Source organism: Streptomyces sp. IBSNAI002 (genome assembly GCF_052244475.1).
Taxonomy (GTDB): Bacteria; Actinomycetota; Actinomycetes; order Streptomycetales; family Streptomycetaceae; genus Streptomyces.
Window position 1 is genome coordinate 7,479,086 of record NZ_JBQPXG010000002.1, and the last position, 23,070, is coordinate 7,502,155.

General features: G+C 74.4%; 22 protein-coding genes and 1 pseudogene. 14 read left to right on the plus strand and 9 right to left on the minus strand.

Features of this window, described 5'->3' with window-relative positions:
- Positions 1-192: 192 nt before the first annotated feature.
- Positions 193-609 (minus strand): annotated as a pseudogene (locus ACTVZO_RS34705) (MFS transporter); the annotation flags it as partial.
- Positions 610-902: 293 nt separating this feature from the next.
- On the opposite strand from ACTVZO_RS34705, the gene ACTVZO_RS34710 reads away from it, so the two are divergent.
- A complete protein-coding gene (locus ACTVZO_RS34710; protein ID WP_443302102.1) occupies positions 903-1,307 on the plus strand; it encodes a DUF6153 family protein in 405 nt (134 codons plus the stop codon).
- Positions 1,308-1,383: 76 nt separating this feature from the next.
- A complete protein-coding gene (locus tag ACTVZO_RS34715; protein WP_443302103.1) occupies positions 1,384-2,022 on the plus strand; it encodes a DUF305 domain-containing protein in 639 nt (212 codons plus the stop codon).
- A 25-nt stretch (positions 2,023-2,047) separates the two neighbouring features.
- Here the strand turns inward: ACTVZO_RS34715 and ACTVZO_RS34720 are convergent, their stop codons facing one another.
- Both ACTVZO_RS34720 and ACTVZO_RS34725 read right to left on the minus strand, forming a co-directional pair.
- Positions 2,048-3,685, minus strand: coding sequence for an AMP-binding protein (locus tag ACTVZO_RS34720; RefSeq protein WP_443302104.1), 1,638 nt, complete (start codon positions 3,683-3,685; stop codon positions 2,048-2,050).
- A gap of 121 nt (positions 3,686-3,806) precedes the next feature.
- The gene (locus ACTVZO_RS34725) at positions 3,807-5,015 is read right to left on the minus strand and encodes a serine hydrolase domain-containing protein (protein WP_443302105.1); all 1,209 of its coding nucleotides are present in this window, start codon (positions 5,013-5,015) and stop codon (positions 3,807-3,809) included.
- A 170-nt stretch (positions 5,016-5,185) separates the two neighbouring features.
- Between ACTVZO_RS34725 and ACTVZO_RS34730 the strand changes: the two genes are divergently transcribed.
- Positions 5,186-7,264, plus strand: a complete 2,079-nt coding sequence (locus ACTVZO_RS34730; RefSeq protein WP_443302106.1) for a SpoIIE family protein phosphatase — start codon at positions 5,186-5,188, stop codon at positions 7,262-7,264.
- On the opposite strand, the gene ACTVZO_RS34735 is transcribed toward ACTVZO_RS34730, so the two are convergent.
- Positions 7,242-7,742 carry an ATP-binding protein gene (locus ACTVZO_RS34735; protein WP_443302107.1) on the minus strand — a complete coding sequence of 167 codons (501 nt, stop codon included), beginning with the start codon at positions 7,740-7,742 and terminating at the stop codon, positions 7,242-7,244. The genes ACTVZO_RS34730 and ACTVZO_RS34735 overlap by 23 nt on opposite strands.
- Before the next feature lie 175 nt (positions 7,743-7,917).
- On the opposite strand from ACTVZO_RS34735, the gene ACTVZO_RS34740 reads away from it, so the two are divergent.
- Positions 7,918-8,565, plus strand: a complete 648-nt coding sequence (locus ACTVZO_RS34740) for a hypothetical protein (RefSeq protein ID WP_443302108.1) — start codon at positions 7,918-7,920, stop codon at positions 8,563-8,565.
- Positions 8,566-8,598: 33 nt separating this feature from the next.
- Here ACTVZO_RS34740 and ACTVZO_RS34745 read toward each other — a convergent pair whose 3' ends face one another.
- The 3 genes from ACTVZO_RS34745 to ACTVZO_RS34755 form a co-directional block, all read right to left on the minus strand.
- Positions 8,599-8,970: a VOC family protein gene (locus tag ACTVZO_RS34745; protein WP_443302109.1), complete on the minus strand. Its 372-nt coding sequence runs from the start codon at positions 8,968-8,970 to the stop codon at positions 8,599-8,601.
- A 24-nt stretch (positions 8,971-8,994) separates the two neighbouring features.
- Positions 8,995-10,095 carry a PP2C family protein-serine/threonine phosphatase gene (locus ACTVZO_RS34750; RefSeq protein ID WP_443302110.1) on the minus strand — a complete coding sequence of 367 codons (1,101 nt, stop codon included), beginning with the start codon at positions 10,093-10,095 and terminating at the stop codon, positions 8,995-8,997.
- A 105-nt stretch (positions 10,096-10,200) separates the two neighbouring features.
- A complete protein-coding gene (locus tag ACTVZO_RS34755; RefSeq protein ID WP_443302111.1) occupies positions 10,201-10,974 on the minus strand; it encodes a LysR substrate-binding domain-containing protein in 774 nt (257 codons plus the stop codon).
- 58 nt (positions 10,975-11,032) lie between these two features.
- On the opposite strand from ACTVZO_RS34755, the gene ACTVZO_RS34760 reads away from it, so the two are divergent.
- Complete coding sequence (locus tag ACTVZO_RS34760) at positions 11,033-11,440, plus strand: DUF5997 family protein (protein WP_443302112.1); 408 nt, start codon at positions 11,033-11,035, stop codon at positions 11,438-11,440.
- A gap of 108 nt (positions 11,441-11,548) precedes the next feature.
- Here the strand turns inward: ACTVZO_RS34760 and ACTVZO_RS34765 are convergent, their stop codons facing one another.
- Positions 11,549-12,001: a DoxX family protein gene (locus tag ACTVZO_RS34765; RefSeq protein ID WP_443302113.1), complete on the minus strand. Its 453-nt coding sequence runs from the start codon at positions 11,999-12,001 to the stop codon at positions 11,549-11,551.
- A gap of 249 nt (positions 12,002-12,250) precedes the next feature.
- Here ACTVZO_RS34765 and ACTVZO_RS34770 point away from each other — a divergent pair, with 249 nt between their 5' ends.
- Genes ACTVZO_RS34770 through ACTVZO_RS34790 form a run of 5 tightly spaced genes read left to right on the plus strand, consistent with a single transcriptional unit; the run spans position 12,251 to position 17,074 of the window.
- Positions 12,251-13,189, plus strand: coding sequence for an SLAC1 family transporter (locus ACTVZO_RS34770; RefSeq protein WP_443302114.1), 939 nt, complete (start codon positions 12,251-12,253; stop codon positions 13,187-13,189).
- A gap of 50 nt (positions 13,190-13,239) precedes the next feature.
- The gene (locus ACTVZO_RS34775) at positions 13,240-13,674 is read left to right on the plus strand and encodes a VOC family protein (RefSeq protein ID WP_443302115.1); all 435 of its coding nucleotides are present in this window, start codon (positions 13,240-13,242) and stop codon (positions 13,672-13,674) included.
- 10 nt (positions 13,675-13,684) lie between these two features.
- The gene (locus ACTVZO_RS34780) at positions 13,685-14,371 is read left to right on the plus strand and encodes an epimerase (RefSeq protein WP_443302116.1); all 687 of its coding nucleotides are present in this window, start codon (positions 13,685-13,687) and stop codon (positions 14,369-14,371) included.
- 57 nt (positions 14,372-14,428) lie between these two features.
- On the plus strand, positions 14,429-16,714 hold the full coding sequence (locus ACTVZO_RS34785) for a phosphatase domain-containing protein (RefSeq protein WP_443302117.1): 2,286 nt from the start codon (positions 14,429-14,431) through the stop codon (positions 16,712-16,714).
- A 9-nt stretch (positions 16,715-16,723) separates the two neighbouring features.
- A complete protein-coding gene (locus tag ACTVZO_RS34790; protein ID WP_443302118.1) occupies positions 16,724-17,074 on the plus strand; it encodes an NTP pyrophosphohydrolase in 351 nt (116 codons plus the stop codon).
- 27 nt (positions 17,075-17,101) lie between these two features.
- Here the strand turns inward: ACTVZO_RS34790 and ACTVZO_RS34795 are convergent, their stop codons facing one another.
- The gene (locus ACTVZO_RS34795) at positions 17,102-17,617 is read right to left on the minus strand and encodes an SH3 domain-containing protein (RefSeq protein ID WP_443302119.1); all 516 of its coding nucleotides are present in this window, start codon (positions 17,615-17,617) and stop codon (positions 17,102-17,104) included.
- A gap of 275 nt (positions 17,618-17,892) precedes the next feature.
- Here ACTVZO_RS34795 and ACTVZO_RS34800 point away from each other — a divergent pair, with 275 nt between their 5' ends.
- From ACTVZO_RS34800 to ACTVZO_RS34815, 4 genes are all read left to right on the plus strand, one after another.
- Positions 17,893-18,717 carry a hypothetical protein gene (locus ACTVZO_RS34800; RefSeq protein WP_443302120.1) on the plus strand — a complete coding sequence of 275 codons (825 nt, stop codon included), beginning with the start codon at positions 17,893-17,895 and terminating at the stop codon, positions 18,715-18,717.
- Positions 18,717-20,903 (plus strand): bifunctional serine/threonine-protein kinase/ABC transporter substrate-binding protein, encoded by a 2,187-nt coding sequence (locus tag ACTVZO_RS34805; protein ID WP_443302121.1) that lies wholly within the window; start codon positions 18,717-18,719, stop codon positions 20,901-20,903. Before ACTVZO_RS34800 ends, ACTVZO_RS34805 begins: the two co-directional genes overlap by 1 nt.
- 212 nt (positions 20,904-21,115) lie before the next feature.
- Positions 21,116-22,381 (plus strand): sensor histidine kinase, encoded by a 1,266-nt coding sequence (locus tag ACTVZO_RS34810; RefSeq protein WP_443302122.1) that lies wholly within the window; start codon positions 21,116-21,118, stop codon positions 22,379-22,381.
- Positions 22,356-23,030: a response regulator gene (locus ACTVZO_RS34815; protein WP_443302123.1), complete on the plus strand. Its 675-nt coding sequence runs from the start codon at positions 22,356-22,358 to the stop codon at positions 23,028-23,030. The genes ACTVZO_RS34810 and ACTVZO_RS34815 overlap by 26 nt, the downstream gene beginning before the upstream one ends.
- The last annotated feature ends 40 nt before the right edge of the window (positions 23,031-23,070 follow it).

Below are 23,070 nucleotides of genomic sequence, written 5' to 3' on the forward strand. Positions count from 1 at the left end.
GTAACCCGCCGTGTGCGCAAAGAAGTTGGGTCGCCCTGAGCATTGGCGCGATCCACGCGGGAGCAGGCCGGATGGGATCGGGATGATCCCGGCATGCGGGGCGGGGTGCGAGTGCGGGGGCGGCCGGGAACGCGTGGCCCGGGGGGCCGCCCCCGCATTCGTACCGAGAGGCGGTGCCGTACGGCCGGGCCGTCAGGCGGTCGCGGCCTCCGCCGGTGCCCCGCGCGAGCCGGGCACGAGACGACCCGAGCGGTGGAGTGCGTACAGGGCGGCCGCGCAGCCCAGGCCGAGGACGGCGAGCCCCAGCCAGGGGAGCGCGCAGAGCCCGGCCGCCCGGGCCGTGTCCAGGGCCGCACCCGTGAGCAGGTTCCCGAGGGCGATGCCCACGCCGCAGACCGTGTTGTACAGCCCGTAGTGCGTGGCCACCAGCCGGTCGCCGGACAGGCGCACGATGGTGTCCATCTCGAACGGGTAGGCGATCATCGTGCCCACGGCCAGCAGCAGCGCGGACAGCGTGGCCGGAACCGCCGCCGACAGCCACGGCCAGGCGCCTCCCTCCGGCACCGGCAGCGCCGTGGCCGCCGCCGGCGGCAGGAAGGCCGAGGCCATCACAGCGCCGATGGTGACGGAGACGGGGCCGGACGCCACCGGCTCTTCGCCGGGCAGCTGGGCGGAGCAGTGCAGTATCGCGAAGAGCAGCGCGCTCAGGAGCCCGACGAACAGGCCGACGCGCGAGGTGCGACGCGGGTCGGCTGTGATCATGCCGTGATCGTGGCGTCCCCTCGCCGTGATGCACGGCGTTGATCCGGACATTGCCGGAAGGGTCGGCTGCACCGGTGCGGGACGCGCCGTCGGGGAGGATCCGCGCGGGCACGGGCCGAGCGGGATCGTAGGATGACCGTATGATCGCCGCCCCGCAGCCGCCGCGCCGCCGCCCCACCGGGCCCGGCCGTCTGCTGCTGGTGCTCGCCGTCCTGGCCGGAGTGCTGGCCATGCACGGGCTGGGCGCCGGGGCCATGGCCGTCATGCCCGTACGGGCGCACGCCGTACCCGCGGCCGCACACGGATCCGGCGACCACCGGACGGCCGAGGACTGCTCGCACGACGCCGGCGGTCACGGCCAGGTGCACCACGCGGACGCCGCCTGCGCCGCGACCGGGATCACCACCCCGTACGCGCCTCCCGCACTCGCGGCCGCCCTGCCGGGCGCGCCCGCTACCGCGGTGTCCGCCACCCGGGCCTCGGCGCCCGCCGAGAGCGGCCGGGCCCCGCCCGATCTCGCGGAACTCCAGCTCCTGCGCATCTAGAGCGGCCCGCACGGCGCCCCCTCCCCGGGGCCGCCGCGCTCCGCCCTGTCCTCACGCGTCAAGGAGTCGCACCACCATGAGCAAGAACCGTTCCCCGATCCGCCGTACCGCCGCCGTCGCGGCCGCCGCGGCGGCCTCCCTCGTCCTCGCCGCCTGCGGTGCGGCCGAGGGCGGGGCCACCGCCGGGCACAGTGGCCTCCCCGCCCGGTCCACGTCCCCCTCGGCCTCGTCGCCCGCCGGGCAGGGGCAGCACAACGCCGCCGACACCGCCTTCGCGCAGGGGATGATCCCCCACCACCGCCAGGCCGTCGAGATGGCCGACCTCGCCCCCTCCCGGGCCGGTTCGGCCGAGGTGAAGAAGCTCGCCGAGGCCATCAGGAAGGCCCAGGACCCGGAGATCACGACCCTGTCCGGGTGGCTGACCTCGTGGGGTGAGCAGGTGCCCGCCGCGGGCGCGGCCGACCACTCCGCTCACGGGGCCGGCGGCGGGATGATGACCGCCGAGGAGATGGACCGCCTGGGCAAGGCCTCCGGCCCGGCCTTCGACACCGCCTTCATGGAGCTCATGATCAAGCACCACGAGGGCGCCGTGGCGATGGCGAAGACGGAGCTGGCCGACGGAGCCTTCCCCGGGGCGAAGACGATGGCCGAGGCCATCATCAGCTCGCAGAGCGCCGAGATCGCCACGATGAACCGGCTGCTCGGCAAGAACTGATCCACCCGTGCGGGCGCGGCGGCCCTCAGGACCTGTCGGAGACGGGATCCAGCAGACGGGCCGCCGCCTCGCGCATCTCGACCTTGCGCACCTTCCCGGTGACCGTCATGGGGAACTCCTCCACGACGTGCACGTACCGCGGGATCTTGAAGTGGGCGAGCCGGCCGTCGCAGTACGCGCGCACGTCCGCGGCGGTCAGCGGCTCGGCGCCCTCCCGCATCCGCACCCACGCCATCAGCTCCTCCCCGTACTTCGGGTCGGGTACGCCGATGACCTGGACGTCCAGGACGTCCGGGTGGGTGTGCAGGAACTCCTCGATCTCGCGCGGGTAGAGGTTCTCCCCGCCGCGGATCACCATGTCCTTGATGCGGCCGGTGATGCTCAGGTAGCCGTCGTCGTCCATGACCGCGAGGTCGCCCGTGTGCATCCAGCGCGCCGCGTCGACGGCCTCGGCGGTCCGCTCCGGCTCGCCCCAGTAGCCGAGCATCACCGAGTAGCCGCGGGTGCACAGCTCGCCCGGCTCGCCGCGGGGCACCGTACGGCCGGATCCCGGATCGACCACCTTCACCTCCAGGTGCGGTCCGACGCGGCCCACGGTCGACACCCGGCGCTCGACGGAGTCGTCCGCGCGGGTCTGCGTCGACACCGGGGAGGTCTCCGTCATCCCGTAGCAGATGGCCACTTCGGCCATGCCCATCCGCTCGATGACCTCCTTCATCACCTCGACCGGGCAGGGCGAGCCCGCCATGATGCCCGTCCGCAGGCTGGACAGGTCGTACCCGTCGAAGCCGGGGTCCGCCAGCTCGGCGATGAACATGGTGGGGACCCCGTAGAGCGAGGTGCAGGACTCCGCCTCGACCGCGGCCAGGGTGGCGGCGGGGTCGAAGGAGGGCGCGGGGATCACCATGGCCGCCCCGTGGCTGGTGCACGCGAGGTTGCCCATCACCATGCCGAAGCAGTGGTAGAAGGGCACCGGGACGCAGACCCGGTCCCGCTCGGTGTAGTGGCACAACTCGCCGACGAAGAAGGCGTTGTTGAGGATGTTGTGGTGCGAAAGGGTCGCTCCCTTGGGGAAGCCCGTGGTGCCCGAGGTGTACTGGATGTTGATCGGGTCGTCCGGGCTGAGCGCCGCCTGTGCCCGGCCCAGGTCCGCCGGGTCGCCCTGCCGTCCGCGCTCCAGCAGCGAGGTCCACTCGGCCCCGTCCAGCAGCACGGTGAACTCCAGCTCCGGACAGCGCGGCCGGACCTCGGCGATCACGGCCGCGTAGTCGGAGCCCTTGAAGCGCTCCGCCGCGACCAGCAGCCGCATCCCGGACTGCCGCAGGACGTACTCCAGTTCGTGCGAGCGGTAGGCCGGGTTCACGGTGACCAGGACCGCCCCGATCCTGGCCGTGGCGTACTGGACCAGCGTCCACTCGGCCCGGTTCGGCGCCCAGATCCCGACCCGGTCGCCCTTGGCGATGCCGAGGCCGAGCAGCCCGAGCGCGAGCGCGTCGACGTCCGCCGCCAGCTCCGCGTACGTCCAACGGCGCCCGGACGCCCGGTCGACGAGGGCGTCGCGCCCGGGGAACCGCCGCACGGTGCGGTCCAGGTTCTCGCCGATGGTGTCGCCCAGCAGCGGCAGTTCGCAGGCACCGGACGCATAACTCGAGGCGGAGGACACACGTTTCTCCAGGGCTCGGTGGCGGGGAGCGGAGCGCGGGGCCGGCGGACCGGCCTCCTGTCATGATCCACGGCGCCCCGTCCGGGGGCTACCCCCCGGACGGGGTACCGGCCGGCCCGGCTCAGCGCGCGTGGCGCTCCGGCAGGTCCACCTCGGCCGGGGCGACGGAGAAGCCGCGCGGCGTGGCCGCCGCGGACCGCTTGCCGCAGAAGGCGGCTTCGAGGGTCCCGCCGAGCGCCGTGTTCGCGGCGCCCCGGTTCGAGGTGTTCGCCATGGCGGTGAGGCTGCGGCGGCCGTCACGGGTGGCGAACGCGTAGGTGTAGAAGCCCTGCACGGTGCCGGTGTGGCCGTATACCGACGTGCCGCACGACAGGTCGTAGCGGCGCAGGCCCAGCCCGTAGAAACGGGTGGCCGCGGCGTCGGTCGGGGTCATCCTCAGCATGGCGTCCAGCATCCGCGCGTCCAGCAGCCGGCCGCCGAGCAGCGCCGAGGTGAAGGCGTTCAGATCGGCCGGGTCGGAGATCACCGCCCCGGCGGACTGCGCCCAGGACACGGTCTGCTCGGTGGCGTCGACCAGCGGAGCGCCCTCCTCGTCGGGGTGGAGGTAGCCGCGGGCGTGCCGCCCCTCGATCCGCGTACCCGGGTGCACGTACGAGGTGTTCCGCAGGCCCAGCGGCTTGATCACGCGGCGCTGGTACTCCTCGCCCACCCGGTGCCCGGTGACCTCCTCGATCAGCATGCCGACGACGACGAAGTTGGTGTTCGAGTACGCGTACGCCGCGCCGGGTTCGGTCGTCCTCGGCTCCTTCAGCGAGAGCCCGACGAGCTCCCGGTAGCCGAACACCTTCGTGCGCACGGCCTCGAAACCCGGCACGGTCCGGGCGAACATGGCGTCCGTGTAGTCGGCCAGCCCGCTGCGGTGGCTCAGCAGGTGGCGCACGGTGATCCGGTCGTCGGGCAGCAGGCCGGGCAGGTAGTGGTTGACGGGGGTGTCCAGCCGGATCTTCTTCTCGGCCACCAGCTGGAGCAGCACCACGGCGGAGAACGTCTTGGTGACGCTCCCGACGCGGAAGCGGGAGCGGGTGTCCATGGCCGCGCCCGTGGCCCGGTCGCGTACGCCCACCGCCTTGGACTGGACGCCGCCGGGGCCCGAGATCCGGGCCATGGCCCCGGGCGCTCCGGCGTCGGTGGTCTGGCGCAGGGCCCTCACCAGGGCCTGGAGATCGGCGGGTGCCTCGGCGGCGTGGGCGGTGGTGGCCGGTGCCACGCCGGCCAGCACGGCCAGCAGGGCGGCACCGAGGGCCAGCCGTCGGTTCAGGGGCAGGGGCATGTCGTCCTCGACTCGGTCGGCAGCGGTTGGCGGACGCGCGGCCGTCGACGCGCGCGCCCGTCCCCTCAACTGGCGCAAGTGGGTCCGAGGGACGGGGTGGGGGCAGAATTGACGGGGAACCGGGGAACCGGGGAACCGGGGAAACGCGGGAAGCCCGAAAGGGGACCTCTGTGCCGACGGATCCGCCGGGGGGCGAGCGCGAACAGTCCGCCGGCCTCCTGACGTCGGAGCCCGGCACGCTGCTGGAGCACGTACCCGTGGCGGTCTTCGGCCTCGACGGCGCGGGCCGCGTCCGCTACTGGGGACCCGGCGCCGAGAAGCTCTTCGGGCACCCGCCCGAAGCGGTCCTCTCCGGCCCGGCCGACATCCTGTTCCCCGCCCCGGCCCCGGGCCGCCCCGGCGCGGCCGCGCAGCTGGCGGAACGCGGGCGCACCCTGGGGTACTGGCGGGTCCGCATGCCCGTCGCGCACCGCGACGGGACGGTCTTCGACTGCGGCTTCCGGGTCTTCCCCGTCACCGGCCCCGACGGCAGCACCGTGATCATGGGCCTGGCCAGCAGGGGCGAGGACCTCGACCGGGTCAAGACGAACCTGGCGTTCCTCGACGCCCTCTTCGAGACCTGCCCCATCGGCCTGGGCATGCTCGACGAACGACTCCGGTACGTCCACCTCAACCAGGCGCTGGCCGACATGGACGGCATGTCCATCGCGGACCACCTCGGACGGCCCATGACCGAGATCATGCTCACCTCCGACGAGGGCGAGTACGAGCGCACGCTACGGGCCGTGGCCGAGGGCGGGCGGCCCGTGGTCGGCGCCCTGGTGGGCCTGCGCACCCCGGGCCGCCCCGACCACGACCAGGTCCGGTCCGTGAGCCTGTTCGCGCTCAGCCGGGCCGGCGACACCCGCCCGGGCGTGGGCGGGCTGCTGGTGGACGTGACCGAGCGGGAGCACGCGATCCTCGAAGCGACGGCGGCCCGCCGGCGCCTCGCGCTGCTGGACCGGGCCGGGGCCCGCATCGGCACCACCCTCGACCTGCACGTCACGGCGCGGGAACTGGTCGAGACCGTGGTCCCCGAATTCTGCGACGGCGCCGTCGTGGAACTCGTCGACCGGGCGCCCGACGATCCCGAGGTGTTCGACCCCGGGCTGCCGCTGTCCACCCGCCGCATCGCCTCCGGCACCGTGCTGCCGCCGCCCGCGGACGAGCTCGTCGGCGGGCTGGAGTACGTCACCTACCCGCCCGGCTCCAGCATCCACGCCACGCTGCGCTCCGGACGCCCGGTGTCCGTCCCCGTCAACGAGGAGTTCGCCACCCGCACCGTCGTCCACCAGGAGCGCGCCCGGCTGCTGCTCGACAGCGGGCTGCGGGACATCCTGATCGCCCCGCTCATCGCCAGGGGAACGGTCCAGGGCATCACCATGTTCGGCAGGGCCGCGGGCCGCCCGGCCTTCACCGAGGAGGACCTCGGGCTGGCCGGTGAGCTGGCCTCCCGCGCCGCCCTGTGCCTGGACAACGCACGCCTCTACGGCCAGGTCCGCGATATCGCACTCACCCTCCAGCGGGCCCTGCTGCCCAGCGCCACGGGCGCCGGGCCGTACGTGCGCGTCGCGCACCGGTACCTGCCGGCCGGCCACGTCACCGAGGTGGGCGGGGACTGGTACGACGTGATCAGCCTGCCCGGCGACCGGGTGGCCCTGGTCGTCGGCGACGTGATGGGGCACGGGGTGCGGGCCGCCGCGGCCATGGGCAGGCTGCGCATCACCGCGAAGGCCCTGGCGAGGCACCACGCGGATCCCGGCGAGCTGCTCGCCGAGCTCGACACCTGCGCCCGGGAGGCCGGGATCGAACTCGCCACCTGCCTCTACCTGCTCTACGACCCGGCGACCGGCCGTGCCCGGATGGCCAACGCGGGCCATCCGCCGCTCATGGTCCGGCTCCCGGACGGCACCGTCGAGACGGTCACGGAGGCGGCCGGGGTGCCGCTGGGCGTGGGCGGGTTCCCCTTCGCGACGACGGAGCTGGACCTCCCGGAGGGGGCCACCCTGGCCCTGTACACGGACGGCCTCATCGAGGCCAGGGGCCGGGACATCGACGCGGGAATGGAGGCGCTGCGCGACCAGCTGCGGCGGGCGCGGGGCACGATGGAGGCGGCGGCGGACCGGATCCTGGCCGGCCTGATCCCCGGCACCCCGGCCGACGACACGGTGCTGGTCCTGGCCCAGGTCAGCCGGGCACCGGGCCACTGAGGACCGGATCGGCGGGCACGGGGCCGCCGATGGCCGGGCTGCCGATGGCCGGGCTGCCGACGGCCGGGCTGCCGACGGCCGGGCCTGCGGGGGCCGGGCTCGCGTCGGCCGGTGTCCCGCGCTGCCAGACGGCCCGTACGGACTTCCCGGCCCCCTCGGGCACCACGGTCAGCGACGAGGTCAGCTGCCGCGCGATGCCCCAGCCGAACCCGCCGCCGTTGTCCGGGTCCCCCGGGCGGGGCACGGGGCGGGCGCTGCTGCTGTCGTAGACCTCGACCACCAGTTCCCCCGGCCGCCGGCAGGCCATGCGCAGGCGCCAGCCGCCGTCGTCCGTGTGGCGGACGGCGTTGCCCAGGAGCTCGCTGACGACGAGCACGACGTCGTGCACGTCGGCCCAGGGGCAGCGGGCCCGCACGAAGCGGACCGCGGCACGCCGCGCGAGCGCGGTGTCGGAGTAGGAGGAGTCGAGGACGAGCACGGGGAGCTCCTGTCCGCGGAGGAAGTGGCAGAAAGCAGGACGAATCGCTACTTCTCAGACTCCCGTGTCCGGACCTCCCGGACCATCGGCAATTCGGCCGAAGCGGCCCGTGCGAGGCTTGTCCGGCTCACAGGACCGGCGCACGGTCCGCGCGAACGGGGAGGGAACCCGCACCATGCACCAGCCGAGCCGGCCCGAAGACCTGGACCGTCCCGAACTGCTCTGGGCCAGGGCCGTGACCCTGGCCGTGCTCGACGCCGCCTGCGCCGACCGGACCGAGTACGCGATCGACGACGACGGCGTGTGGTGCCACTCCACCGGCGCCGACGGCTGGTGGCGCCTGACCGTGCTCGACGGGGCGCGGGCCGTCCTGTGCGGCCAGGACCCGGACGGCAGCCACACCCATGTCGGCGACCGCCAGATCGACTTCCTCGCGGGCGGCCCCGACTGGCTGCCCTGGGACCTCCTGCGCGAGGACGCCGAGGGCAACCTCCTCGGGTTCGTCTACTGGTGGCAGGACGGGGCCTGGCACCGCATCCCCTATCCGGACGAGCTGTCCGAGGACGGACTGGACGGCGCCGCGCCCTGGGCCGGCTCGCACCGGGAGTTCCTCGAACTCGCCGTGGACTCGCGCGACGTGCCGTACGAGCGGCGGCGGACCCTGGCCGAGGCCGTCGAGGGGTTCGTGGCGGCGGCGCGGGAACGCGCGGCCGACGCGGCCGCCGTGGCGGCGTTGCTGGCACCGGCCCGAGGCGTGGAGGGGCCCGAGCCGCGGCCCGCGGTGGCACTCGCCCTGGCCGCGCGCGCGGGCATCCTCGCGTAGCGCCCGGACGGCTGCGTGCGCGCCGCCCGGGTCTCAGCCGTGGCTGGTGTCGATGACGCAGAAGCGGTTGCCCTCCGGGTCGGCCAGCACGACGAAATCGGGATCCTCGGGGTAGGAGTCCCAGTCGGCGTGACGGGCTCCCAGGGACACCAGGCGGGTCACTTCCGCCGCCTGCTCGGCCGCGTCCGCGGCGTACAGGTCGAGGTGCACGCGGGGGCGCTCCTGTACGGGGGAGGTGCTGCGCCCCAGGGCCAGGCCCGGGCCGTGACCGTCGGCCGGGACCAGGACGGTCCAGCCGTCGGACACCTCGCCGTCGCGCGGGACGTACCCCAGCGCCCGGCCCCAGAATTCGGCCGCCCTGCGTACGTCCGCGGCGCCCATCACGATCGTTCCGATGCTCAGCATGATCGGATTCTGGCAAACCGCGCGTCAGTGCGGGAGCCGTTCGATCGCGACCATCGCGGCGTCGTCGCCGAGGGTGCTGCCCGCCGCGTGGGACAGCAGGTCCGCGCACAGCAGGTCGAGGAGGGCGCGCGGGCGGGTGCCCGACCAGGCGGCCGCGTGGTCCGCGAGCGGGTAGAAGGTGCCCTCGGCGTCGCGTGCCTCCAGGACGCCGTCCGTGTACAGGAGCAGGACGTCGCCCGCGGCGAAGGCGAAGGTCTGCGCGGTGACGGAGGATTCCACCAGTCCCGCCAGGCCCAGCGGCGGCGAGGGCTGGTCCACGTCGAGGGGGAGCGCCCGGCCGTCGCGCAGCAGCAGGGGCGGCGGGTGGCCGCAGCTGACCAGGTGCAGTACCGGTTCGTCGTCGGGGATCTCCAGGACGGCCGCGGTGATGAAGCTCGCGCCCTGGTCCCCGGAGTCGTCCAGGTCAGGGGAGACCGCCGCCTCCAGGTAGGCCACCAGCCCCGGCAGGCCCGCCTCCTGGTGGGCGGCGGCCCGGAAGGCGCCGAGGACGAGCGCGGCGTCCCCGACCGCCTCCAGCCCCTTGCCGCGGACGTCGCCGATGATCAGCCGGGTTCCCGTGGCCGTCCGGGCGGCGGCGTACAGGTCCCCGCCGATCCGGGCCTCGGCCGCGGCGGCCAGGTACAGCGAGGCCACGCCCAGCGGACCGATCCGGTCGCGCAGCGGCCGCAGCACCACCTGCTGGGCGGTCTCGGCAACCGACCGCAGCTGCACCATCTCCCGCTCGCGCACCTCGCGCAGGTGGGCGAAGAGGGTCACGAACACCGAGATCATGATCAGCGCGCAGATCTGGAAGGTGTGATTCAGATCGGTGAGCGTCGTGCGCGCCATCGCCACCACCGCCTGCGCCAGCACCGCCACCAGGCCGACGAACCCCGTCATCCACGGTCCGGCGAAGGAGGCGGTGACGGCCGGTGCGGCGGCCAGGAAGGGACCGAGGTGGACATCGGGCGGCGCGAGTACGTCCACCACCGTGACCAGGGCGATCAACGCGAAGGGAACCGCCAGCTGTGCGGGGCGCACCTGCCCGGACCGTGGGCTGGACGCGAGCGGTGGCCGGAGATCCATCCCCCCTGCATACACCGCGAGGCCACCCGTGTCCTGCGGACCCGGCCGTCACGGCCGCCCTGCTGCCGGCCGGGGCCGGCGAAGAGCGGCGCCCGGCCGGTGCGGCTACGAGCGGCGGCGGGGCTTTCCGCCCTTGCCGCCCTTGGGGCTCCGGCTCGCCGGCTTGCCCGGCGCGGCCTTGCGCGGTGCGCCGCCGCCCGCCTCCGGGCGCTTGGCCTTCGCCTTGGCCTTGGCCTTCGCGGTGGCCTTCGGCTGCGCGGCGGCGGCCGGGCGGCCCCGGGTGCTGTTCACGGTCCGCCCGCGGACGATCCCGATGAACTGCTCCACCAGATCGGTGGTCTCCTCCTGCGGCCAGGACAGCGCCACGCGCGACTCGGGTGCGTCGGTGACCGGACGGTAGGTGAGGTCCTTGCGGTGGTGCAGGCGCGCGAGGGACTGCGGGACGACGAGCACGCCCACCCCGGCCGCCACCAGCTCGATCGCGTCCGCGGTCGTTTCGGGACGCTCGATCGCGGGCTGTCCCGGCAGCTTCTCCCAGCCGAGGGTGTCGTCGAGGGGGTGCAGCACGATCTCCCCGGCCAGATCCGCCGTGGAGACCTCCTCGGCCGCCGCCACGAGGTGGTCCTTGGGGATCACGACGACCGTGGTCTCGGTGTAGAGGGGGATCGCGCTGAGGTCGTCCCGGTCCACCGGCAGCCGGACGAAACCGGCGTCGGCGGCGCGGTCGCGCAGCACGCCGAACGCCTCGGCGGGGGACACCGACACGAGGGTCAGGGGTACGTCGGGCAGCCGCTCGTTCCAGATCCGGATCCACTTGGTGGGTGTCACCCCGGGGACATAGGCGAGCCGGAACGAATGGGGTACTTCCGAGCCTGTCACCCCGCCAGGTTACCGGTCGTGGTCGGAGGTAGCGCACACGCTCGATACTCTTGACGGCATGACGTCCCACCAGAGCACCCAGACGATGAAGCCCGCGACCGCGGCGAAGAAGCTGGGTGTGTACCTCGAGGCCACCCCCGCTGAGTTCCAGGAGGGTGTCGTCTCGCGCACCGAGCTGAACGCCCTCCAGTCCGACCCGCCCGCCTGGCTGGTGGAGCTGCGGCGCACCGGCCCGCACCCGCGCCCCGTGGTCGCGGCGAAGCTGGGCGTCTCCATCGCCGGTCTCGCCCGCGGCGGCGTGACCGAGCCGCTCACCACCGAGCAGATCGAAGCGCTCAAGCAGGAAGCCCCCGAGTGGCTCCAGCGCGAGCGCGCCACCCAGGCCGACGTCCGCAAGGAAGCGGTCCGGATCAAGGAGATGCAGGCCGAGAAGGCCGAGAAGGCGGCGAAGAACGCCGGTTCCTGACCGCGCGCGCTCCCGCCCGCAGGGCCCGGCACCCCAAGGGGGTGCCGGGCCCTGCGGCTGAGCGCTCCCGCCCGTCGCCATGTCCATGGACCGACGCCAGTCGATGCCTCAGGCGGCCACGGCCTCCCGGCTGCGCTCCCCGCGGCTGCGGTCCGCCGGGGTCCGGGAGGCGAACAGGCCGTCCAGGGCGAGGGCGCCGGGGCCGGTGAACACCAGCAGCAGGAAGGACCAGCAGAACAGGGCGGAGAGCTCGCCGCCGTTCTGCAACGGCCAGAGGGCGTCGGGCTGGTGGGCGCTGAAGTACGCGTACGCCATCGAGCCGGAGGAGACGAAGGCCGCGGACCGGGTGCCGAGGCCCACGAGGACCAGGACGCCGCCGACCAGCTGGATGGTGGCGGCGTACCAGCCCGGCCAGGCGCCGGCCGGGACCGTGCCGCCGCCCTGCGCTCCGCCCAGGACGCCGAACAGGGAGGCGGCGCCGTGGCAGGCGAACAGCAGTCCTGTGACGATCCGGAACAGGGCGACGGCGTACGGCCGGTTCCTGTCGAGAAGGGGGGTCATGTGGGGGGCTCCTTCGGTGGGGACGGGTTCCGAACCGGTAGCCGGCGGGCGCGTGTGGCGGGACGCCCACTCGGGTGTGCCGCAGATTAGGTACGCCTAACCGTACTTACAAGATCAAATTCCGGCCACGGCCGAACGATGGCAATCCGTTCCAGCGGCCGTACGGCGAGGCCGACGCCGACCGCGCGGGGCCGGCCCGGCCCGCCCCGTCCGCTGGCGGCCCGCGCCACGGTGAGGTCCGCTGGAGGGGTGAGCCCTCTGCCCGATCGCGCCTGGTGGACCGGTCTCCCGCCCGCGGCGGGCGCCGCCGTCATGGCCGTCGGCATCCTCTCCGTCGGGCTGCACCTGACCGGGCACGAGGTGCTCTCCCTGGCGGCGCTGGCCCTGTCCGGGGCCCTGTGGCTGGTTCTGGCCGCCGACTTCACGGCCCGCCTGCTGGGCGACCGCGGCAGGTTCCGGGCCGAGGCCGACACCCCGGCCGCGCTCACCGCCGTCGCCGCCACCACCGTGCTCGGCACCCGCCTCTCGGCGCTCGGGTGGCAGAGCGCGGCCACCGCGCTGCTGGCGCTCGCCGCGGCGCTCTGGCCCGGGCTGCTGCTGGCCGTCGTACGCCACTGGCGGCGGCGCATGGGCGGGGTGGCGTTCCTCGTCTGCGTCGCCACCCAAGGGCTCGCCGTCCTCGCGGCGACGCTGTCCGCCGCCGGTCACCACGACTGGCTGGCCCGGGCGGCGCTCGCCGCGTTCTGCCTCGGCCTGCTGCTCTACGGGGCGGCCCTGGTCCGCTTCGACCTGCACGAGGTCATCGGCGGCGCGGGGGACCACTGGGTGGCGGGCGGCGCGCTGTCCATCTCCGCGCTGGCCGGCGCCAAGCTGACGGCGTCACCCGTATGGACGGGTACGGCGCACACGGCGCTGCAGGTCACCACACTGGTGGTGCTGGCCCTCTCCCTCGCCTGGTACGCCGTCCTCCTCGGGGCCGAACTGCGCCACCCCCGCCCGCACTACGACATCCGGCGCTGGGCCACCGTGTTTCCCCTCGGCATGACGGCCACCGCCTGCCTCTCCGCGGCGGACCCGGCCGGAGTCCCCTGGCTGCGCCCGCTGGGCGAGGTCCTGCTCTGGATCGCGATGGGGGCCTGCCTGCTGACCTTCGCCGCCGCGTTCCTCGTCCTCCGCCGCCGCCCCTGACACCTCCCGCTCCTGTGGCGGCCGCGGTGCCCGCTCAGTAGGGTCCCGGCATGGCCTACACCTTTCAGCTGGTCATCGATTCCCGGGATCCGCACCCGCTCGCGGACTGGTGGGCCGACGCCCTCGGCTGGGAAGTGGAGCCGAGCGACGAGGACTTCATCCGCGGCGTGATCGCCGCGGGCCAGGCGACCGAGAACGACACCACGACGCACCGCGGCGCCCTCGTGTGGAAGGTGGGCACCGCGATCCGCCACCCCGACGGCCTGGAGGGCGCTCCCCGCATCCTCTTCCAGCTCGTCCCCGAGCCCAAGACGGTCAAGAACCGCGTCCACCTCGACGTCCGCACCGGCTCCGACGACCCGAAGGGCGTGGTCGAACGGCTCCTCGCCAAGGGCGCGACCTTCCTCCACGACGGCCGTCAGGGCCCCTGGACGTGGACCACGCTCACCGACCCGCAGGGCAACGAGCTCTGCGTGAGCACCTGAGGAGCGCCGCGTGAACGTCCTCCTCTTCGGGGCCACCGGAATGATCGGCCGGGGCGTGCTCCGCGAATGCCTGCGCGACGACACCGTCGACGGCGTCCTCGCCATCGGCCGCACCCCGCTCGGCGTCACCCACCCCAAACTGCGCGAACGCGTCCAGGAAGACCCGTCCGACCTCTCCGCCCCGGACCTCGGCCTCGCCGCGTACGACGCCTGCTTCTTCTGCCTCGGCGTCTCCTCCGTCGGGATGAAGGAGGAGGCGTACCGGCGCGTCACCCACGACCTCACGCTCGCGGTGGCCCGCCCCCTCGCCGCCGCCAACCCTCGGATGACCTTCGTCTACGTGTCCGGCGAGGGCACCGACAGCACCGAGCAGGGCCGTTCCATGTGGGCCCGGGTCAAGGGGAAGACCGAGAACGACCTGCTCGAACTGCCCTTCCAGGCCTACATGTTCCGCCCGGGCATCGTCCAGCCGGTGCGCGGTGTGCCCTCCAAGACCCGCCTCTACCGCGCCCTCTACGCCGTCACCGCACCCCTCGTCCCGCTCGTCCGCCGGATCGCGCCGGACCTCGTCGTCACCACCGAGGCGCTGGGCCGCGCCATGATCGCCGTCGCCGCACCCGGCACCGAGGTCGCCGGCCGCACTCTGCGCCCGAAGGACATCAACCGACTGGGCGGGGCCGCGACCAGGCATAATTGACTACCGGGCAGACCCTCCCGCACGCGAGAATCAGCCATCTCAAACCGGGAGGAACCCATGAGCCAGGACCGCCTGACTCTTCACGACCTGCTGCCCGCACAGGCGCTGGCGGACGCGATCGACGCCGGGTACGTGACCCGCAAGACGCACCCCGAACTGCCGCTGTCCATCTACACCTACACCCGGACGGCCCAGTACGAAGGCGTGTGGAACCAGGTCACCACGCGCTGCCGCGGACTCGTCGCCGACGACGGCACCGGCGCGGTCGTCGCGCTGCCGCTGCCGAAGTTCTTCAACGTCGGCGAGCACGTGGCGGGCCGGCCCTACGCGCCCGCCCTGCCGGACGAGCCGTTCGAGGTCTACGAGAAGGTCGACGGCAGCCTCGCCGTGGTCTTCCACTACGCGGACCGCTGGCACGTCGCCTCCAAGGGTTCCTTCAGCAGCGCCCAGTCCACCTGGGCGCAGCGCCTCCTCGACACCAGGGACACCGCGGCGCTGCGCCCCGGGACCACCTACCTCGCCGAGATCCTGTACCCGCAGAACCGCATCGTCGTGGACTACGGCGGCCGCCGCGACCTCGTCCTGCTCGCCGCGTTCGGAGCGGACGGCACCGAGGTACCGCTCGCCGAGGCCGCGCCCCACTGGGAGGGGATCGGTTCCGTCGTCACCGTCTGGCCCGCGATGCCCCTGGACGAACTGGTCGCGCTGACCGAGTCCAGCACCATGCCCGGCGGCGCCGCGGCGACGGGCACCGACGCGGAGGGCTTCGTGCTGCGCTTCGCCTCGGGCGTGCGCGCCAAGGCCAAGCTGTCCGAGTACGTGCGGCTGCACAAGGTGCTCACCGGCGTCACCGAGCGGGACATCTGGCGGGGCCACGGCATCCAGCGGTTCGCGGCCCTGCCCGCCAAGCAGCTCGCCCAGGGCCTGAACTGCACGGTGGCCGACATCGAGGACTCGGGCGGCAAGCCGCTCGACGCCCTGCTGGAGCAGGTGCCCGACGAGTTCGACACCTGGGTCCGCGAGGTGATCGCGCGTCTGGAGGACGAGGCCGCGCGCCACGAGCGGGCCATCGACGAGGCGTACGCCGGACTCGTCCACCTGGCCGGCGACCGGGGCGCCTTCGCCCGCGCCGTCAAGGGGCTCCGTGACCGCGGGCTGCGCGCGGCGATGTTCCTGCGGCTCGACGGCCGCCCGACCGAGATCACGACCTGGCGCCACGTGCGCCCGGAGACCGGCGACCCGTACGCCACCGACGAGGAGGAACAGCCCGTGTCCGAAGCCGCGCCCGAAGGGGTGCGGGCCCCCGCGCCCCCGGCCGCGAAGCCGCAGGTCTCCGGCCCCGCCCGGACCGCGGCCGCCCCGGCTCCCGCTGCGGCCCGCCCGGCGGAACCGGCCCCGGGGGAGCGCCCGCTGCCCGTCGTGCACGTCATGACGGGGCTGCCGGCCTCCGGCAAGACGACCTCGGCGCGCGCCCTCCAGGCCGAGTCCGGGGGCCGGATGCGCCGCGTCAACCTGGACGACCTGCGGAGCATGCTCGACCTGCCGGACCCCGGGCGGGGCCGGTCCCACGCGCACGAGCAGACCGTGCTGGCCGTCCAGGACGCGGCGGTCCGCGCGGCCGTCGACGGCGGCTTCGACGTGGTCGTCGACAACACCCACCTGACCAAGCACATCCCGAAGCGGCTCAAGGCGGCGGTCGGCGGACTCGCCACCTTCGTCGTGCACGACTTCACCGACGTCCCGCTGGAGGAGTGCCTGCGCCGGGACGCCGCCCGCGAGAAGCAGGTCGGCGAGGAGATCATCCGCATACTGGCCGACAAGCACCAGAAGGCCCGCAAGGGCGGCTGGCGGCTGACGGCGGAGTGGCTGAACGGCACGTCCGGCGAGGTGGCCGCGCCGCCGGTCCGGGAGTACGTCGCCGACCCGGCCCTGCCCGCCGCGGTGATGTGCGACATCGACGGGACACTCGCGCTGACCGGCGACCGCGGCCCGTACGACTTCTCGCGCTGTGAGCTCGACCTGCTCAACGAGCCGGTCCGCCACGCCCTGGACGCCTTCCGGCGGGCCGACGGCGACGTGATCGTGCTGCTGTCGGGCCGGAGCGAGGAGCACCGCCCGCAGACCGAGTCCTGGCTGCGGCGGCACCGGGTGCCCTACGACGAGCTGTGGATGCGGGCGGCGGGCGACACGCGCCGCGACGACGTGGTGAAGGCGGAGCTCTTCGACGCGCACGTCCGCGACCGGTACGCGGTCCGGGTCTCGCTCGACGACCGGGACCGGGTGGTCGCGGTCTGGCGCCGGATGGGCCTGCCCACCTGGCAGGTCAACTACGGCGACTTCTAGGACGCCTCGATGGGGCACGTGCTGATCGTGGACGGCGCGAACGTCGTCGGCTCGGTACCGGACGGCTGGTGGCGGGACCGGCGGGGCGCGGCCGAGCGGCTGCGCGACCGGCTGGCCGCGCGGGACGGGGACGAGGAGATCATCCTCGTCGTCGAGGGTGCCGCCCGGGGCGTCGAGTCCGTTCCCGGCGTACGGGTGGACCCGGCGCCCGGGAGCGGCGACGACCGCATCGTGGAACTGGCCGCGGCCCATGCGGACCGCGGCTGCGTGGTGGTCACGGCCGACCGCGAACTGCGCGAGCGGGTCCGGGCGTACGGAGCGCGTTGCGTGGGGCCGCGCGCCGTACGCCCGGAGCGCTGACCGGCCCTCGGGCCGGGCCGTGCGGGGTCAGCGGCAGTAGCGGACCGTGCTGAGGTTCTTGACGTAGCGGGCCGCGACCCAGCGCTCGTGGTCGTAGGCCGCGCGGTCGTCCCCGCGGCTGCCGCCGCCGGTGCCGGCGTTCGGGTTGCCGCTGCCCGGCCAGGTGCCGTTCTGGTCGGTGCCGTTGCTGCCGTTCCCGTTCTCGTTGTTGCCGTTCTCGTTCGAGCCGTTCTCGTCGTGCAGGCGGTACCAGACGCGGTTGCCGTCGACCGACTCGCCGTACTGCTTGCACTCGATCTCGACCGTGCGGTTCGGGTAGACCTGGCCGACGATCCGGGAGCGGGTGTTCGGCTTGCTGCGGACCTTCAGGGGGCCCTTCGAGACGACCTTGCCGATCGAGTGCCGCATGCCCGCGGCCACGGTCTGCTGCGACGAGGTTTCGGCCACCGGTTGCTCGTCCGCGACCGAGGTCCCGGCCCCGACCAGGCCGAGCACCAGGCTTCCGGCGGCGAGAGCGAGGATGGTCCTGGTGGGCTTCAGCATGAGCCGGCTCCTCTACGAAAGCTTCCGCCCGGCCGCGGCGCGCGGCACGGGGCGGCAACCTGGCGGTTGCCAGGGACGACTATGGCGACGGCGGGGCGGTTCACAGGGTTGGCTCACCGCGTTTTAGCCCGATATGCCCAATCCGTGCCTCCGCCGGATGGAGTATGCCCCTCCGCTTCACGGCCGGCCCGACACCCCGCACATTCGCCCGGTGGTTGCTTCAACTGCCGTTCATACTCGATCTGTTGGATCGGGCGAGCGAACCGGGGGCGGTCATGCGGAGTGGGCTGGCGAGGGCAGGGGCGTGGAGCGGAGCACTGGCAGGGCTGCTGGCCTTGACCGGATGCGGCCAGGGCGGCGGGCACGGGGACGCACCGCAGCCCGGTCCGACGGGTTCGGTGACGGCCCAGCCCTCGGCGCCGGCCCCCTCGCCCTCCGGCTCCACCGCTCCCGGCACGCTGCCCACGGCGTACACCTTCACGCCCGACCCGGCCCGCCTCCCGCGCACACCGCAGGAGGCGCAGCGCCTGACGCGGGCCGCCGCCCTGGACCCGGAGTCCTGGTCGGCGGGGATGGTGGCGCACGATCCGTACGAGAGCGGCGGCAGTTGGCCGGTGCTCTCGGACGGCTGCGCGTGGTCGCGCGCGGAACTGCCGGCCGACGTGCTCGACAGTTACACGCGCAAGATCGACCTGCCGGCCAAGGACGGCAGGGGAAGGGTGCTCGGCTCGCTCACCCTCACCGTGCACCGGGACGTGGCGGCCGCCGACCGCGATATGCAGGACACGGTCCGCCAGAGCTTCCGCTGCCCCGACCAGGACCTCGGCGGCGGCCAGGCGCTGCACGGCCTGATGTCCATGCACCAGCCGAAGGAGTCGGTGCTCAACGCCGACGCCTCGCTGTTCGAGGCCGGGAAGTACAGCTCGTCCGAATCGGGCGGCCCGCAGCACTACGTGTGGACCAAGTCCCGGATCGGTCCCGTGGTGATGGCGCTCTCCGTCAAGGGCGCCCAGGGGTACGAGATGAGGGAGCTGCTGCCGGTGGCCGCGGAGGGCGCGGCCAAGGCGCTGTACCGGATCGAACTGGAGCTGAAGCCCTGATGAGGCCGCTGCATCCCACCGACCCCGCCCGCATCGGCGGCTACCGGATCCTCGGCCGGCTCGGTGCGGGAGGCATGGGCGTGGTCCTGCTCGGCCGTTCCTCCGGCGGCGCGCTCGCCGCGGTGAAACTCGTCCGGGCCGAGTACGCCGACGACCCCGGCTTCCGTGTGCGGTTCCGCCGCGAGGTGGCCGTCGCCCGCCGGGTCCACAGCCGCTGGGCCGTGCCGGTCGTCGACGCAGACACGGAGGCCCCCGCGCCCTGGCTCGCGACCGAGTTCGTACCGGGTCCGCCGCTGAGCGACGCCGTGGCCCGGGCCGGCGGGCTCCCGGCGGACAGCGTCCGCTTCCTCGGGGCCCGGCTGGCGGAGGCACTGGGCGCGGTCCACGAGGCCGGGCTGGTCCACCGGGACGTGAAGCCCGCGAACGTCCTGCTCGCCACCGACGGGCCCCGGCTGATCGACTTCGGGATCGCGCGGGCCCTGGACGACACCGTCCTGACCGCCACCGACGTGGTGATCGGCTCGCCCGGTTTCCTCTCGCCGGAGCAGGCCCAGGGCGGCCACGTCGGACCGCCGAGCGACATCTTCTCGCTGGGGTGCGTACTCGCGTACGCGGCCACCGGACGGCGGCCCTTCGGCTCCGGCCCGGTCGAGGCCATGCTGTTCAGGACGGTGCACGACGCCGCCGACACCGCCGGCGTCCCGGACGGACTGCTGCCCGCGATCACGGCATGCCTGGCCAAGACGCCGGGCGACCGCCCCACCGCCGCACAGCTGCGGGACGCGCTGGCCCAGGACGCTCCCGGCCCCTGGCTGCCCGGAGGGCTGCTCCAGCTGATCGCCGAACGCTCCGCGCAGATGCTCCGCCTGCCCGACATCGAACCGACCCTGGCCACGGCCCCGGCCGCCCCGCCCGGCCCCGCGGACACCTCGCCCGCGGACAGCCCGCCCGCGGACAGCCCGCCCGCGGACACCTCGCCCGGGGACACCTCGCCCGCGCGGCCGCGCCGGCGGACCCTGCTCGCCGCGGCCGCCGCCACCCTCGTCGCGGGCGGCACCACCACCGCCTGGCTGCTGGGGGAGACGGACCGGCCCGGTGGCCGCGGGGCCGGTCCCGCCCGCCCCACGCTCGCCATCGGCCTGCAGGCCGACCTCAGCGGCCCCGGCCAGAGCGTGGGCAGGGCCCAGCGCGACGGAGCCCTGCTGGCCGTCGAGGAACTCTCCGCGGACAAGGGCCAGCCCTTCACCTTCCGCCTCGACGAGGCCGACGACCGGGGAGCGGCAGGACCGGCCGCCGCCGCGGCCGCCCGGTTCGCCGCCGACCCCACCGTCGTCGCCGTCCTCGCGGCCACCGCCACGGCGGCCGTCACGGCCGTCCTCACCCCCTACGACCAGGCGGGCCTGCCCGTCCTGACCGCCAACGACGGCGACACCACCCACGTGAGCCGCGTCTACACCTGCCTGCGCCCCAACAACGCCTACCAGATGCGGCCCGTCGTGGAGTACCTCACCGCGCGCGAGCGCGGCAGCACCCTCGTGGTGGACGACGGGACCCCGTACGGCTGGCAGACCACCCGCTTCCTCAGCGAAGCCCTGCGCGCGGGCAGACGGCCGATGACCACGGCGACGGTGGCCGCGGATGCCGACCACGGCGACCTCGCCCGCGAAGCCGTCCGGACGGCCGCGGGCGTCGTCCTCTACGGCGGCGGCCCCTCCGGCGCGGCCCGCCTCGCCGCGGCCCTGTCGGCCGCCGGTCACCGCGGCCGGGTCCTCGCCACCCAGGCCGTCCACGACCCGCGCTTCCTCCGGGAGGCGGGCGCGAGCGCCGAGGGCTGGCTGCTGGTCTCCACCGCCGTCGACCCCGCCGCGGCCCCCGCGCCCCCGGCGGCCCGCGCCTTCGACACCGCCTTCCGGGCCCGCCACGGGGGCCCCGCCCCGCTCTACGCGGCCGAGGCGTACGACGCCGTGCACCTGCTGGCCCGGTGCGCGCGGGACCTGGGCCGCCCCCAGGTCGGCCGCGGGGACCTGCTGCCCACCCTGCGCGGGACCACGCACCAGGGCGTCTCCAAGGCCTACGCCTTCGAGCGGGCCAACGGCACCTACACGGGCGACGGCCTGTTCTTCTACGAGGTCGCCTCGGGCCGCTTCCGCCTCCTCGGCACCCGCTCGGCCACGTGGCCCGCCTGACCCCCGCCCACGGGTGAGCGAGGCCGTGCCCGCCCCCGAACGGGCACGGCCGCGCGGCGGGCCCCGGGGGGTGAGGCCGTGCCGGCCGGTGAACCGGCCCTGCCGAAGCTACGCGCGGCCGATCATCGGCCGCGACCGTCCACGGGTTGAATCCGGCCTACCCCCTCGGGTGGCGACCCTGTACAACCAGGGGTGTACTCAAGGGGGTTGACGTGCAGTTGTCCGAACATCCGGCCGTGGTCCGGATCCGCTCCGTGCTGCCGGTCGCGGGCGAGATCGTATGGGCCGCGGGCTCGCTGTGGATGTCGTCCACGCTGCTGCACAACTGGCCCGACCCGTACGGCTACTGGCGCGACACCGACGCCATCGCCTACGCCCTGCTCGCCCTGATCTACCTGCCGCTCGTGCTGCGCCGCCGCCACCCCGTCGCGATCCTGCTCAACACCGGGCTGTGGGCCGCCGTCTACTTCAGCCTCGGCTACTACCACGTGGTCGCCGCGTGCGGGCTGGCCACCGCCCTCTACACCGTGGCGTCCAAGTGCCCCCGCACGGTGTCGGTCCGGTCCGCCGCCGGGGCGCTGGCCGTGCTCCTGTGGGGCACCCGGCTCGCCGAGCCGGGCGTCGTGCCGATGAGCATGGCCTTCGTCACCGTGGCCACCGTCGTCTGCTGGGTCGCCGGGGACGGCTCCCGGCGGCTGCGCGAGCTCACCCGCCAACTCCGGCTGCAGCAGGAGGAGAAGGCCCGCCACGCCGTCGCGGAGGAACGCATCAGGATCGCCCGCGAACTCCACGACGTCATAGCGCACCACGTCTCGGTGATCTCCGTCCAGAACGGGCTCGCCTCCTACGTGCTCACCTCCGACCCGACGGCCGCCCGCAAGGCCCTGGACACCGTGGGGGACAGCGCCCGCGAGGCCCTGACCGAGATGCGCCGGATGCTGCTGGTCCTCCGCGAGGACGGACCGCTGCCCGCCCAGGAGGAGGACCGGGGCCGGGCGGCCGGCCTGGCGGGGCTCGGGGACCTGATCGGGAGGGTCGGCGCGGCGGGGGTGCCCGTCGCCGTACGGGTCACCGGGACGGCGTACGAACTGCCTCCCGGGATCGACCTGTGCGCGTACCGCGTGGTCCAGGAGGCGCTGACCAACGTGATCAAGCATGCCCCGGGGGCGCGGACCACCGTCCTGGTCCACTACGGAGCGGACGAGGTCCGGGTACGCGTCGGCGACGACGGAGGCGGCGGAGGCGGCGGAGGCGGCGGAGGCGACGGCGGTGACGGCCGCGCGGCGGCCGGTGCGCCGGACGGCCCGGGAGGAGCAGCCGGTCAGGGGTTGATCGGTATGCGCGAGCGGGCGACGATCTACCACGGCACGGTGACCGCGGGGCCGGTCCCCGGAGGCGGCTTCGAGGTCGGCCTGCGGATTCCCGTGCCCAGACCGGAAGGGGAAGGCGCGCATGCCGTCCGTACTCGTCGTCGATGACCAGTTCCTGATCCGGTCCGGACTGGCCGCGCTGCTCACCGCCGCTCCCGGCTTCGAGGTCGCGGGGCAGGCCGCGGACGGGGAGGAGGCGGTCCGGCTCGCCGCCGAGACCCGGCCCGACGTCGTCCTGATGGACATCCGGATGCCCGGGACGGACGGGATCGAGGCCACCGAGCGGATCCTGGCCGCACACGCGGACGGCGCGGGCGGCGCCGGCGGCGGCCCCAAGGTGCTCGTCCTCACCACCTTCGACACCGACGAGTACGTCTTCCGCGCGCTGCGGGTCGGCGCGAGCGGGTTCCTCCTCAAGGACACCCCGCCCGACCGGCTGCTCGCCGCCATCGCCACCGTGCACGCCGGCGAGATGCTGTTCAGCCCCCGGGCCCTGCGCGGACTGATCGACACGTACGCCGCCCCGGTCGCCCGGCCCCCGCACCCCGGGCTCGACACCCTGACTCCGCGCGAGCGCGAGGTGCTCGGCCTGGTCGGCGCCGGTCTGCCCAACGCCGACATCGCCGAGCGGCTGTTCCTGAGCGCCGCCACCGTGAAGACCCACGTGCACCGCTGCATGAGCAAGCTGGGGCTGTCCAGCCGGGCCCAGGCGGTGGTCGTGGCCCACGAGTTCGGCCTCGCCGCCCGAATGCCCTGATCGGCTGATTGTGGCCGTTCCGGATGCGGGCCGCCGCGGG